The organism is Paenibacillus sp. FSL H3-0333, assembly GCF_038002805.1.
GTDB classification, from domain to species: Bacteria; Bacillota; Bacilli; order Paenibacillales; family Paenibacillaceae; genus Paenibacillus_AQ; species Paenibacillus_AQ silagei.
In genome coordinates, this window is sequence record NZ_JBBODG010000001.1 from 3,404,139 (window position 1) to 3,418,712 (window position 14,574).

At 51.0% G+C, this 14,574-nt stretch carries 8 protein-coding genes; 4 read left to right on the plus strand and 4 right to left on the minus strand.

The features are described 5' to 3' along the window. Window positions 1-30 precede the first annotated feature (30 nt). Window positions 31-1,026 (minus strand): anti sigma factor C-terminal domain-containing protein, encoded by a 996-nt coding sequence (locus tag MHH78_RS14895; protein WP_341167836.1) that lies wholly within the window; start codon window positions 1,024-1,026, stop codon window positions 31-33. Then, the gene (locus tag MHH78_RS14900) at window positions 1,027-1,521 is read right to left on the minus strand and encodes an RNA polymerase sigma factor (RefSeq protein WP_076084879.1); all 495 of its coding nucleotides are present in this window, start codon (window positions 1,519-1,521) and stop codon (window positions 1,027-1,029) included. Between the two features lie 162 nt (window positions 1,522-1,683). Here MHH78_RS14900 and MHH78_RS14905 point away from each other — a divergent pair, with 162 nt between their 5' ends. The 4 genes from MHH78_RS14905 to MHH78_RS14920 all read left to right on the plus strand — a co-directional run bounded on the left by MHH78_RS14905 (window position 1,684) and on the right by MHH78_RS14920 (window position 10,371). Next, window positions 1,684-2,226, plus strand: coding sequence for a GNAT family N-acetyltransferase (locus tag MHH78_RS14905; protein ID WP_341167837.1), 543 nt, complete (start codon window positions 1,684-1,686; stop codon window positions 2,224-2,226). Window positions 2,227-2,333: 107 nt separating this feature from the next. Continuing rightward, a complete protein-coding gene (locus tag MHH78_RS14910; RefSeq protein ID WP_341167838.1) occupies window positions 2,334-2,888 on the plus strand; it encodes a hypothetical protein in 555 nt (184 codons plus the stop codon). Between the two features lie 182 nt (window positions 2,889-3,070). Continuing rightward, complete coding sequence (locus MHH78_RS14915; protein ID WP_341167839.1) at window positions 3,071-3,751, plus strand: hypothetical protein; 681 nt, start codon at window positions 3,071-3,073, stop codon at window positions 3,749-3,751. Between the two features lie 656 nt (window positions 3,752-4,407). After that, a complete protein-coding gene (locus MHH78_RS14920; RefSeq protein WP_341167840.1) occupies window positions 4,408-10,371 on the plus strand; it encodes an S-layer homology domain-containing protein in 5,964 nt (1,987 codons plus the stop codon). A 502-nt stretch (window positions 10,372-10,873) separates the two neighbouring features. Here MHH78_RS14920 and MHH78_RS14925 read toward each other — a convergent pair. Together MHH78_RS14925 and MHH78_RS14930 are read right to left on the minus strand one after the other, a co-directional pair. Continuing rightward, window positions 10,874-12,715 (minus strand): ABC transporter ATP-binding protein, encoded by a 1,842-nt coding sequence (locus MHH78_RS14925; protein ID WP_341167841.1) that lies wholly within the window; start codon window positions 12,713-12,715, stop codon window positions 10,874-10,876. After that, window positions 12,712-14,553, minus strand: a complete 1,842-nt coding sequence (locus MHH78_RS14930) for an ABC transporter ATP-binding protein (RefSeq protein WP_341167842.1) — start codon at window positions 14,551-14,553, stop codon at window positions 12,712-12,714. The genes MHH78_RS14925 and MHH78_RS14930 overlap by 4 nt, the downstream gene beginning before the upstream one ends. Between the last annotated feature and the right edge of the window lie 21 nt (window positions 14,554-14,574).

The window sequence follows — 14,574 nt, forward strand, 5'->3', positions numbered from 1 at the left end:
CCTAGACTGAAGATCTCTATTAGCCGAAGGTTAGTTAGGAAGTGATATTGCATCTGAGACCACACCGAAGGTTGATCCTTGGATATAAGCCTGATTCTGCAGAGCTTCCAGCTGCTTAGCAGTACCGGTTACGACTACACCAATAATCGTAATATCATCCGGTTCCAGAATATCATTATCCCCGGCAAGGCTCTCATGTACCTGATCCGCTTCCCATGTGAAGTTTTTGCCCTGCTTCCGCAGCTGTTCGACACTGTTAATGAAGGAGTTCACACCGCCATAGGGGGCAAACTGCTCTCCGTGAAATCCGTAGATGATCATCGAATCGGCTGCGATGGTCTGGCGCGTTTCTTTCAGGTATTTTTTATAAGAGGGAGTATATGCATCCGTCCAGAACCAGACAGGCTGCAGCCCGGCAGGCAGAAGCTTCTGCGTCTCCTCCAGCGTGTAGGCATGGTCAAAAGACAAGGCCAGCTCCACCAATGTATCATCTCCGAGCTGCTTCAGCAGACTTATGCTGTCCTCATACGAATCATACTGGATCTCAGGATGATAAAAGACCATTTCCCGGTCACCGGTAGCAGAGTTGTAGCGGGGGTATGAGGAGGAAGAACGCAGCTTTTCCGGCGGCGAAATCGCTCCAAATGCGCCATATCTTCCGGTGGAGCGGCCCCATAAATTATAGGATTCCTCGACGGTCTCCCAAATATAAGGTTGGTTGCCCAGCCATTTGTAAGTCTGATTGTACGTTTCACCTCCAAAGCTATCCAATTTCAACGACTGGTTGCTGAGATGAACATTAGGGGCGCTGATCTCGTTTTTCCAGAGAATTTCAGCTTGAACCTTGCTGCCCTGATTCAGTCTTAAGTGGTAGAGGCCATACCAAATAACGGCAAGTATAACCGGGGTCACAACCATAATGATTCCAATGGTTTTCAGGGTGGAGCGGAGTCTGGCTTTTCTGATGAGCTGCTGAGTCTGTTTCCCTCCGAGAATAAACGGGTCCTGCTCCTGATTCTGTTCCATTTAAATACCCTCCTTATAATGTTTGATGAATTGGTTTTTGGCGCGTGTGACATGAGTCTTGAGCGTGTTCTCATTCATACCGTACAGGGACGAGAGATCCTTGTAAGTAAGGTTCAGCTCATATTTGAGAATCAGCAGCTCCTGATGTTGCTCAGAGAGTAAAGCAAGGGTGTCGCGGATATTCTGTGCGGTTTCCCGCCTCAGCAGCTGGATCTCCGGCAGATGGGTCAAGGAAAGAAGCTTAATATCGTCAACATCAACCGTAGGATGGCGTTTGTCTTTTCGCTTAAGGTCATAGAACTGATTCGTCGCGACACGGAACATCCAGCCCATAACCTGCTTGGAGCCAATTCCGTCCTGATAGACCAGATATTTATAACAGGTGTCCTGAACGATATCTTCAGCGTCCTCGCGGGCAAGCCCGCGTTTCCTCAAATACCGGTATAGCAAAGTACCGGCTTGCTGCAGAAAGTGATGAATGGTGTCTTCGGCCATGTCTTGCCCCCTTCCCCTATACAACGCCAAGCTTCGTGAAAAGTTTACAGCAGCCGGAACATCTGTATTCCTTAATTATAAATGTTCAATACCGGCAACAGCTTCAGCAGTTCAGTTAATATAATATAAGTATGTGAAATATTAGCTGAACGGAGGGATTCTATGATTCAGGATCATGAACTGCAGATTCGCCCAATAGCTGAAGGGGATCTGCCCAGGCTGTGGGAGCTTGTTTATAAAGAGGAAGCGCCAGAATGGAAAAAATGGGATGCGCCGTATTTTGAACATAAGTGTATCTCCTGGGAAGAGTATTACGGGAAGCGAGCCGAAATTATTGGCTGTGTGAACAATTGGGTAATAGAAGTAGAGGGCGTTGTTATAGGTGATGTAAGCTACTACTGGGAGCATGAGCCGTCATACTGGCTGGAAATGGGGATTGTCATCTATGATCCTGCCTATTGGAGCAGCGGTTATGGCACTAGAGCTCTCAAGCTGTGGATCGGTCATTTATTCACTACCCTTCCGCTAGTCCGTGTCGGCTACACCACCTGGTCCGGGAATGAGCGAATGATGAAAGCAGGAATGAAGCTGGGTATGACGATGGAGGCCAGGCTTAGAAAATGCCGATATTATAACGGAATATACTATGATTCTATCCGAATAGGCCTGCTTAGAGAGGAGTGGGAGGATATGTGGAGAGAGTAAATATGAATGTTTGTGAAAAAAGACACAAATTCGTGAAAATTATCACGTTGTATTCATAAAATTTTAATATATAATAAAGTTAACTTAAAGAAACAGGGGGAATTAAAATGAAATTATTTAAAGTATTAGTAGTAGCAGGGGTATCGGTAGCTTTGTTGTCGGGTTGTGGATCGGATAAAAACAATGCAGAAAAAGGGGCGGCAGCGACAACTGCACCAGCAACAGAACAGGTAGATGCAAAAACATCCGCTTCGATCGTGAACCAGGCTGATTCTTTCATTAATGCAGTAAGCGACAAGGGAACCTGGATCGTTGCTGTGCTGAATGATCTGACAGTGGATAAGGATGTAGTGGTAGCAGGCCAGTTCCATGACAAGAACGATGCCAGCAAGGAGATTTACCGCAAGCTGGCCCTGTACGCACAGGATGCAGACCACAAAGTTACAGCTACTTACACCCTTACAGCACCAAAAGTAACTGTACAGAGCGAGAACTTCCGCGTTCAAGGCGGTACGATCAAAGGTGATGTATATGTAGAAGCTAACGGCTTCAACCTGTATAAGGATGCTACAATCGACGGCAACCTGTACTTCTCCAGCGAAGATGTGAAGGCAACGGCTGTGCTTGAAGGTAAAGTTACCGGAGCTACTGAAGTAAAATAAAATAAGTATATTGGAATCCATTCAATACTATAATGAAATACAGCCTGTAGACAGGGTCCCGTAGGGGCTTGCGCTACAGGCTTTTTATATGTTATGGGGGGATTTTGTAATCTGGACCGAAATCATCTATAGTTAAATGGAAGCAGTTGTAAGCGCAAACAATCGGGACGGGAGATGCTCTCATGAAAACTACACGGAGATGGGGGATGGCTGCGGGAGTTATTCTGGCTTCTGTAGCGGTACTCTATTTATTGTTATATATGTATGAAAGACCCGGCGGGTGGTCGGACCAGCGGATGTCCCGCTCATTGGGAATGAAGCAGTCGCTCCAGATTCCCCTGGGCTCAAGTCCGGAGGAGGCCGTGCGGTTATTCCGTGAGTCTGATTCCATGACGGTGGTACATGAGGAGACTGTTGGCAGGGGGAAGCTTGTTTTTCTGACCCGTTCGGGCGATCAGGACCGCAGCAATCTTCAAGTCGAATATGTCCGCAAAACCTGGATCGGCTGGAAGTGGGTCTGGGGGGCGGGCTACGGGATGGACGGAGACCCTACCGTGTCGGCAATGAATTATATGAGGCTGCCTGAGCTGGAGCAAATCTCCACTCCGTTTCCTATGGTATTCGGAGAGGTGCTGGACCCATCCATTCAGCAGATTATCGTTCAGCAAAAGCAGACCGGGACCGATAAGTCCGAGGCAAAGCTGATTCAGACGGCGCAGGGCCGGACAATTTGGTTTGCTTTTCAAGCGGCGACGGCGGGCGTTCCGTTCGAAATCGAAGGACTGGATCAGGCGGGGAAGATTATTGTTACCAAGGTTATTACAGATATCCGGGGCAGCGGGACAATGGATTCAAGCAAGTGAACCATTCATGTATAGGATTGGCGTAGAGTGATTAGTCCTGGTATTTATGATAGGGAAGAATGACGAAGACTCCGGATCTGCATTTATGCGGACTGCCGGAGTTTTTGTCTGTAAAAATCATCATCAGCAGATGTGACAAAAATAAATGACAAAAATATAATTCGAATCATTTTCTAGTGTTTTAGCGCATATTTCATAGGGTGATATGAGATTTTGGTATAAAAAACCACCATTTTGTCGAAAATGTTCAGATTTTGTTCACATGCCCTTATTAACATGATTGGAGGCACAACTCTGTGTGCCAGGATAGCTTAGGTCCGGGAACTGGCGCCCGTTGAATGCAGGGATTGAACGTCAGTTTTCTCCCCTTGAGCAGTCTGACAGACTGTCAGCAGTTCTTACATGGCAAGCCAAAGGAGGGATTCAGAGAGCGATCTTGGAGTGCTGGTAGTGAAGAGGACAGCACTGTTGTTGACGGAAGATAGCATAGCTTGCATATGGATTCAGAAATTTGCAGATTTCGAATGGCCAGACTTGTATTTCTATTACAAAGAGTTCTGTTTGGAACTCGAGATGGTGATTTACCAAAAGGAACCGTCTGCCTTTTAGCTCCTCGAGTTGTAGACAAGGACTATAGAAGGGGCGGAAAGTTAACAATGGAATCTCATGCAAAACGAAAAGGCTGGTGGAGCAGGCCGGCAAAAGCCTTGCTGTCGCTGACACTGGTGGCCAGCGGTTTCTCGGCGGCAGGTGCACCGTCGAAGGCAGAAGCGGCCAGCGGTACTCCGGGCGGGAGCATTCAGGAGCCGGTCTTATGGCTGAAGGCCAATGATGGGGCGGCAGCTGCAAATGGAGGATTGACAGGCTGGCAGGATCGTTCTCCTAACCCTGTGGCGTTCACGCTCGACCTTCCTAATGGGGCAAAAGTTCCGCAGTACAATGAAAGCGGAGTAAATTTTAATCCGAGTGTGAAGTTTGCCAATCCTTTAAGCGCATATCATTATAATTCGTCGGCGAAGCTGCTGGGTGACAAAGCGATCACATTCCGCTCTGGGTACACGGTGTACAAATGGCCGGAGGATGGAAGTGCAGGGGCTCTCGTTGGCAGCTCAGACCAGAAGCCCTCTAACGGTGTAATTGTGATGGGCGGCTACGGTAATAGCGTAAGTACAGGTCCGGGTGAAGCAAATGTATACTCTTATGTCGCTTCGACGATACGGGACAGGCACCAGCTTGTAAATTATCAAATAGGAGCACCGGGCCATACCGCCAGTATTGACGGGAAGAATACAACTGTTACAAGGAGTGTTTTTCCAGCCTTCTCCTTTACCCCGTCTATTGGAGCTACAAATGCGTCCGCTCAGTATAACTGGTCCGGACTTAATGCGGAAGTAGCCGAAATTATTTTATATGACACGATCACAAGTGCTGATGCAGCGAAGATTGAAACGTATCTGGCTGTAAAATACGGCATCACCTTAGACCATGACTACATTGGTACGGATGGTACTCTTCTGTGGAGCAAGACGGCCAACGCGGCGTATCATCACAATGTGGCGGGCCTTGGCAAAGACATTCTGGAGAAGCTGGACCAGAAGCAGAGCCGAAGCATTAATAAAGACACACAGGTGGCGATCGGTCTGGGCGGGCTTGCTGAAGCCAACAGCGGAAATACGGCCTTGCTTGCGGACGGGCAATACCTGATCTGGGGAGATAACGGCAAGCTGCTTAAGTTCACTGAGCAGCGTGGCTCGACGGATTGGTATCAGGCCCAGCGGATCTGGAAGGTTCAGAATAATGGAGATGTGAGAGAGGTGGAGATCGCTATCCCTGCTGCGGCTGCACCGGAAAAGGTAAAGCTGTTGGTGAGTGACAGCGACACCGATTTCTCACAAGCTACTGAGTATGCTCTAAATCCGATCCAGCTTGGCAATGCAGCTCATTATGCTGTCAAATTGACGTTGAAGGATGGACAATACTTCACTTTTGCAGCAGAGGCTCCTGAGCTTCAGTATGCACTGCTGGAACAAATTGCGGAGGATGGGCATGAGATCGTGCTGGCCTTCGACCAGGAGATGACCACGGGCAATTTGGCAGGCTTCAGTGTTCAGATTGGAGGCACAGCCGTGCCTATAGGCAGCCTCACCTACAGAGTGGACTCTGCCGATTCCAAGAAGCTGATTTTGACACTGCCTGAGGGAACGGATGTTAAAGGGAAAACGGTTAACGTAGCCTATGATGGCACGGGTTCGCTCAAGAGCACTTACGGAGCTCCTGCTAAGCCGTTTACGGTGAGTCCAAGGGATCAATTCATTGATTCACTTAAGATCACCCAGCCTGCGGGAAGTCCGGTCAATGTACCTAAACCTGAGATTACAGGAGAGGCTGAAGAGGGTTCTGCGGTAGCAATTGTAATCAGGGATAAAGATGGACAGATCGTAACTGGCGCAGGCGGAAATGCTGTCGTTGAAGCGGACGGGACATGGTCGTTCACCCCGGGCAGCGACTTACACGATGGGGAGTACACCGTTGAGGCGACAGCAATCAAAGGTGTGAAATCTGCAGTTGCCACCAAGGGGATTACGGTTAATCTTCCGGTGCCCGCAATTGAGATCACAGCTCCGGGCGGAGAGACGGTAACCGATCCCAAGCCGGAGTTCCAGGGAACGACAGATCCTGGGGCTACAGTAACGGCAGTCATCAAAGATGAGGACGGTAAAACCATCGGGACTCCCGCAGTTACTGTGAAAGCGGATGGCACATGGAGCTTTAAGCCGGAAGCGGCACTGCCGTATGGCAAATACATGGTAGAAGTGACTTCGGCCAAAAACGGAAAAACCAACATGGCCTCCAAAACAATTACTCTGGTGGATAAGAGCAAGCTTCAAGCGGAAGTGGATTTGTCTTCCACATTGGATGAGGAAGACTACACACCTGGAAGCTGGACGAATTACGAGTCCAAGCTGACCACCGCGCAAGCGGTGCTTGTGAGTGCGACGGCCACGCAGGCCGAAGTGGACACGGCACTGGCGGAGCTGACCGCAGCGCGTGAAGCGCTCGTGCTGAAGCCAGTGGTGGATAAGAGCAAGCTGCAAGCGGAAGTGGATCTGTCTTCCACGCTGGATGAGGAAGACTACACACCTGGAAGCTGGACGAGTTACGAGTCCAAGCTGACTACCGCGCAAGCGGTGCTTGTGAGTGCGACGGCCACGCAGGCCGAAGTGGACACGGCACTGGCGGAGCTGACGGCAGCGCGTGAAGCACTGGTGCTGAAGCCAGTGGTGGACAAGAGCAAGCTGCAAGCGGAAGTGGATTTGTCTTCTACGTTGGATGAGGAAGACTACACACCTGGAAGCTGGACGAGTTACGAGTCCAAGCTGACTACCGCGCAAGCGGTGCTTACGAGTTCCACGGCTACACAAGCGGAAGTGGACACGGCACTGGCAGAACTGACCGCAGCGCGCGAAGCGCTCGTGCTGAAGCCAGTGGTGGATAAGAGCAAGCTGCAAGCGGAAGTGGATCTGTCTTCCACGCTGGATGAGGAAGACTACACACCTGGAAGCTGGACGGACTACGCGTCCAAGCTGACCACCGCGCAGGCAGTGCTGGGCAGTCCGACGGCTACGCAAGCCGAAGTGGACACGGCACTGGCGGAGCTGACCGCAGCGCGTGAAGCGCTGGTGCTGAAACCAGTGGTGGATAAGAGTAAGCTTCAAGCGGAAGTGGATGTGTCTTCCACATTGGATGAGGAAGACTACACCACTGGAAGCTGGACGAGTTACGCGTCCAAGCTGACGACTGCGCAAGCGGTGCTGGGTAACGCGACGGCCACGCAGGCGGAAGTAGACACGGCGCTGGCGGAGCTAACTGCAGCGCGTGAAGCACTGGTGCTGAAGCCAGTGGTGGACAAGAGCAAGCTTCAAGCGGAAGTGAATTTGTATTCCACGCTGGTTGAGGAAGACTACACACCTGGAAGCTGGACGAGCTACGAGTCCAAACTGACGACTGCGCAAGCGGTGCTTACGAGTTCCACGGCTACACAAGCGGAAGTGGACACGGCACTGGCGGAGCTGACCGCAGCGCGCGAAGCGCTCGTGCTGAAGCCAGTGGTGGATAAGAGCAAGCTGCAAGCGGAAGTGGATTTGTCTTCTACGTTGGATGAGGAAGACTACACACCTGGAAGCTGGACGAGTTACGAGTCCAAGCTGACTACCGCGCAAGCGGTGCTTACGAGTTCCACGGCTACACAAGCGGAAGTGGACACGGCACTGGCAGAACTGACTGCAGCGCGCGAAGCGCTGGTGCTGAAGCCAGTGGTGGATAAGAGCAAGCTGCAAGCGGAAGTGAACTTGTCTTCCACATTGGATGAGGAAGACTACACACCTGGAAGCTGGACGAGTTACGCGTCCAAGCTGACCACCGCGCAGGCAGTGCTGGGCAGTCCGACGGCTACGCAAGCCGAAGTGGACACAGCACTGACGGAGCTGACCGCAGCGCGTGAAGCGCTGGTGCTGAAGCAAGTGGTGGATAAGAGCAAGCTGCAAGCGGAAGTGGACTTGTCTTCCACATTGGAAGAGGAAGATTACACACCTGGAAGCTGGACGGATTATGCGTCCAAGCTGACTACCGCGCAGGCGGTGCTGGGCAGTCCGACGGCTACGCAAGCCGAAGTGGACACGGCACTGGCAGAGCTAAGCGCAGCGCGTGAAGCGCTGGTGCTGAAACCAGTGGTGCCAGTGGTGGATAAGAGCAAGCTGCAAGCAGAAGTGGACTTGTCCGCTATTCTGGACAAGGAGACCTACACGTCAGCAAGCTGGACGAGCTACGAGTCCATACTGACCGACGCGCAAGCAGTACTGGCAAGTGCTACTGCCACGCAGGCCGAAGTGGACGCAGCACTGGAAGCATTGCAGGCGGCTTACCGGGCATTGGTTCCGAAGAGCGGTCTGGCAAGCATTACGCCATCTGCAGGTGTGATTCAACCCAATGTGACGGCGAGTGTGTACGAATACAGTCTTAATGTGGAGTACAATGTCTCCGAGCTTCAACTGACATTGGCAGCCGCTCATCCGGACGCGGCCATTACGGTTAACGGCCAGGCTGCCGGGACAGGGCAAGCAAGTGCTGCGGTGACACTGAATGTAGGCGATAATACCGTAACCATCGTAGTTCGGGAAACGGACGGCAGCGAAAAAACGTACACGGTTACCGTGAGACGCCAATCCGCACCTTTTGAGCCTACTGAGCCTTCCCAGACGCCTTATGTCCCTTCTAACACACCTACTCCGGCCCTGCCGGTAATAGAGAGAATAACAGTAGATGTTGAGGCCATAGGCTATGGAATTGTTGTCAAAACAGAAATCGAAAGAACGAAAAACAACGATGGCAGCAAGAGCGATAAAGTGACGTTTACAACGGCCAAAGCTCTTGAAGCGGTTGAAAAGACCTTGGCTGCCCATTCGCCAAGCGTACGTATTGTTATTCCGGACAAACAGGATATCGTAAAAGATGTCCGTGTGGAGTTGCCGGATGCGGCAGTGAAGGCTGTACAAGAAGCTGGTCTAAACCTGGAAATCTATACTGACAACGGCATGATTACCATTCCGAATGCCTCGCTCAGCGGCCTGAACCCGAATCTGTATTTCCACCTGATTCCTGTCAAACAGGAAAGCGAGCGCAAGCAGGTAGAAGAACGGGCTAGAACAGAGGAGATTGTCCGGAAGGCACTGAACAACGGCAACGTCTACGTGGTGGATCGTCCAATTACGATTGAGACCAATATGACCAGCCGCCCGGTAACAATCACCCTGCCGCTCGACAGCAGTCATGTACCGGCAGAGGCAAGTGCAAGGGAAGCTTATCTGTCGAAGCTTGCTGTGTTCATTGAGCACAGTGACGGAGAACGGGAATTGGTGAAGCCCGCAGTTGTAACGTATGGAGACAACAAGCTGGGCCTGACCTTCACCATCGGGAAGTTCAGCACCTTCACCATTCTTAATCTGGATAACGGGGGTGCCGAAAGCCACCAAGCTTATATGGTGGGCATGCCGGACGGAACGTTTAAGCCGGAGAACGCGATGACCCGGGCGCAGGTAGCCATGATTCTGTACCGGGTGCTGGAGCTGCAGGGTACAGGGACAGCAGCCCGTTATTCGGATGTAGCAGGCAGCCACTGGGCCGCAGAAGCCATTCGTCAGGTTACTGCTGCCGGACTTATGAAGGGCATGACCGATGGAAGCTTCAGACCGGAGCAGAGCATTACCAGAGCGGAAATGGCAGTTGTCATTGCACGCTGGAAATCACTCACGGGCACAGGGAAACACAGCTATAACGACGCTCTTGGTCATTGGGCAGAGCAAGCAATCGGTCGGACGAAAGACGCTGGTTATATGGAAGGGATGCTGGATGGCAGCTTCCAGCCGAACAAAGCCTTGACCCGTGCTGAGGGAGTTACTGTGTTTAACCGTATCTTGGAAAGAGGACCGCTATACGGTGAGAGCATACCAGTATGGACGGATGTGCCGACGAGCCACTGGGCGTTCCATCAGATCGAGGAAGCTTCTCAGGATCATAGCTATACAAGCCGGCCGGAAGGCGGCGAGATGATTATCAAGCAGTAAGCTCATAAAGGAAGGGCTGTCCAAGTCATGAAGATGACGAGGGCTGCCCTCAATGTCATTAAGATAATTAAAGATAAGTTTGGAATTAAAAACGGAATCCAAAACGGTGTGGGGAAAAACCCATGCCGTTTTGTTTTTGGTATAAGGAAGAAAAAGCGGATGGAAGATCCACTTCAAAAAATGTTCATGCGAACAGATTGGTAATGAAGGTTTCATAAGCGCCACTGGGCAGGAGGAAACGAACTGCCCGAAAGGAAATCGGGTAAAATAGGTTCTCTTGCATGGCCAGAAAATCGATTCCAGCAATTCCTTATAGAGGCTGTTACCGCCCATGAAGATCAGGATCAGCATGACCGTTTCAAAGGGGAGTTTTTTCGTTCGGTTCAGCGAATTAGCATAAGTATCCGTTACCAAGATCATTACAGATGTCCGGAGGAGCGGGTCGATTATGTCCCGGGTAAATAGATAAATTTCCAAAGGAGGAATGTTGATAGACTTCGAGTCATTCTGCAGTAAGAGATTCTGTTAGTAGTGCCGAACCCATGGTCCCGGCCTCTGTAGAGCTGAATTGTTTATGGTAGAGGCTAGCATAGAGTCCGTTGTGCTCCAGAAGTGCATCATGTGTCCCTTCTTCGGCGATGGTCCCCTGGTCAAGAACTATAATCCGTGAGGCATCCCGTACCGTTGACAATCGGTGGGCTATCACGAGGGTGGTCCTGTCTGTCATTAGCCGTTCGAGTGATTGCTGCACCAGCCGTTCGGACTCATTATCAAGTGCTGATGTGGCTTCATCCAGCAGCAGGAGCGGTGCATTACGCAGGAATGCTCTGGCGATGGCCAGGCGTTGCCTTTGACCACCGGATAAGGAGGAGCCATGTTCACCAATCATCGTGTCATAGCCTTCCGGCAGTCGCATGATAAATTCATCTGCACCTGCCAAACGGGCGGCTTCTCGTATCTCCCCGTCACTTGCCTCAACCACGCTGAATGCAATATTCTCCCGGATACTGCCGGCGAATAAGTAGGGATTCTGCGGTACATAGGAGATCATCCGGCGGGCCTCTTCCAACTGACCGTTTACGGCATTACCGCACACGCTGATACTACCGGCTTGCGGTTCGTACAGTCCGCAGCATAAGCGCACTAGGGTTGTTTTACCCGAGCCGCTTGGTCCGACAATAGCGACGGTCTCGCCATGCTTTAGCTGGAGATTAATCTCTGATAAGCCGGCCCTCTCCTTGGACTGCGACCCAGCGAAGCTATAGCACAGCCCTTGTATACTTAATACACTCTCCTCAGCAATGGCAACTTCTCCAGGGGAAGAGAAGCGGTTACTGTATGTAGAGACTTCACCTTCCAGAGTAGCATCAAGAATTTCAAATACACGATCAGCTGCACCGAGTGATTCTTGTACCCCGCCCCAGGTCTGCGACATTTCGACGAACGGCCATTGAACTCGTCCCATCAGGAGGATGAAGGCAAGCACTTCACCTGCTGTGGTCTCTCCCCGCATCGCTGATCTTGCAATAAGTACAGCACAGCTGATCATTACAGCGTTGTTGATGAAAGCGGAAGAATGCCAGAGCAGGGCATTCAGCAGGGTTCTTTGCTTTTGAAGCTGGTTCAGCTTTCCGCGTTCAGTGGCATACCTGCTGAGCAGCATATTCTCCAGTGAAAATGAACGGACGACCTTCATCCCTTGGGTAGTCTCCTGCAGAATTCCCCGTAACAGGGCTTCCTGGGCATAGATCTGCGTGAACAGCTTGCGCAGTTTGCGGTCAAAGAAACGTCCTGACAGAAAGACCACGGGTCCCGTGCCAAGTGCAAGCAGTGCGAGCCATACATCCATATTGGCTAAGTACAGAAATGCTACCAAGCAGAGCAATAGATTATAACCCAGATCGTAAACCAGACTACTGATCATTCCCATGGCTGCACCCACATCCTTAGTATTACGAGAGGTCAGATCGCCGGAGTGCATAGCTTCCAGCTGGCTGTAAGGCAGCCGATGACTGGTATCAAAAAGCTTTGCCCGGAAATCCCAGGACATACGGCTGTGAACGGTGAAGCGGAGGTAATGCTGCAGCATAAGACAGATGATAGTCACTAGACAAGCCAGGGAACAAATTACGGTTATCCTTGTCAAGGACAGCATATCGGTATTGTTAATAGTATCAATGAAAACCTGCTGAATCGTGGCAAACCCGACATCCAGGGCAAGCTTGGCTGTGAGCAATACCACAGCTGTCAGAAATCCGAGCCGGTATGGCTTGACATAAGGGAATAGCCGCTTGAGCGCTTCCCGAAGCCGGATTCGGCTAGTTAAAGATGAATTATCATTCATTTTTGTAATCCTCCTCCGGCAATCGCCTCTGTCTGGACACCTGCCTGGGCCATGGCTTGGTACTTGCCTTGCATGGCCATCAGCTCCCCATGGGTTCCTTGTTCAGCAATCGCTCCTGCTTCCATGAAGTAAATATGATCCGCATGCCTGATGGTTGACAGCCGATGGGCAATCACCACCGTGGTCCGGTTCATCATCAGCACCTGCAAAGCCTGCTGAACAACCTCCTCATTATGGCTGTCAAGGGCAGCGGTAGGCTCATCAAGCAGCAACAGCCCTGGTTCACGGACGAAGGCCCGGGCAATGGATAGCCGCTGACGTTCACCCCCTGATAAAGTAAGCCCTCTTTCACCGATAGTCGTCTCATATTGCAGGGGGGTTCCCATAATGAACTTGTGGATACCCGCATTATTGGCAGCAGAGATAACCTCTTCACGTGACGCTTCGGGTCGCCCCCAGGCAATATTCTCGTATAGTGTACCGGAGAATAGATAAGGCTCCTGGGATACGTAGGCGATATGTCTGCGCCAGCTATGCGGTGGAATCGTATGTAAAGGCATGCCGCCATGATGAATGCTCCCTCCATCAGGCACATAAGCTGCAAGCATTAGCTGAAGAATGGTGCTCTTGCCGCTGCCGCTGGCACCTGCAAAGGCAGTTACCTTTCCGGGCTCAATCCGCAGATGGATGCCGGATAATACATTGTGTTGTCCGTACCCGAAGGTGACATTACGGAATATAAGGGGCAACTGACCGGCTACAGGCTGATTATCTTCAGTCCATGCTTCAGGGTGCTGGTCTGCAGCGTCTGTATTAGCCGGCCTCTCGCCTTCTAAGGGCAGATCCATAATCTCAAATAAACGTTTACCTTGTGCCAGTGAAGCTTGTAATTCAGTCCATAGATTGGCAAGCTTGGATATCGGGTTAGAAATTTGCTCAAAACAGATAAGAAAAGCGGCAACGGCCCCTACATCAAGCCGGCCTCCGACTACCAGGTAGCCACCATAAGAGAGGACATAGAGCAATCCGCCGAGGGTAACAGCCAGAGGCATATTGTAGCCTACGGCTTCAACTCGTGATACTGACAAGTGAACGGTGTTAAATTGTCGGACTCTATGGTTGAACTGCCCTAGCAGGCGGGAAGCAAGGGAGAAGGCACGCACGACCTCAGCGCCCTGTATCGAATCCTGAACGAATGCCTGTTGTTCGCTCTCGATACTCTGGCGCTGCTCATTCATCTTGCGAAGCCGGAAGGTAAAGGGAAGCATGACCAGCGGGACCAGCGAACAGATGAGTATAGTACCCAAGGTTAGAACAAACTGCAGAGACAGAAGATAAGTCAGCAGAAATGCGATTTGCAATAGATTGCTGATCAGTTCGATGGTCTTCCTGTTCATTCCTTGCTGGGCGGCTGGTACAGAATCGTTCATCCGGCTGATCAGATCGGCGGAATGATAACGGTCTAGCTCTTTCATCTGAACGTTCATCAATCTTGTCAGCAGTGAGACCTGAAGCCTGGAGGTGGATTTGATCTCCAGCAGTCCTGAGAGATATGTATTCAGAAAGTGGACTCCAGCATCAATAACTATAATGACAACGGCAAGAGTCATCGCGGCTGCAAGACCGGAAGTGTCATGGTGTGTAGCCGCATTAATAATACGCCGTAGAGTTTCAGCAAAACCTATGTTTGTAAGTGAGATGATGGCTGCAAAAAAACAAAGGATGATATACCAGCCAGTATAAGGCTTGCCTAGCTTCAGCAAACGGATAAAGATATTTTGGGCAGCGGCGGGCTGTTTATCTAGTGGTACTGCTCCGGTATTAGTGGTCCGATCCAAGGGGAACCCCTCCAGTTAATA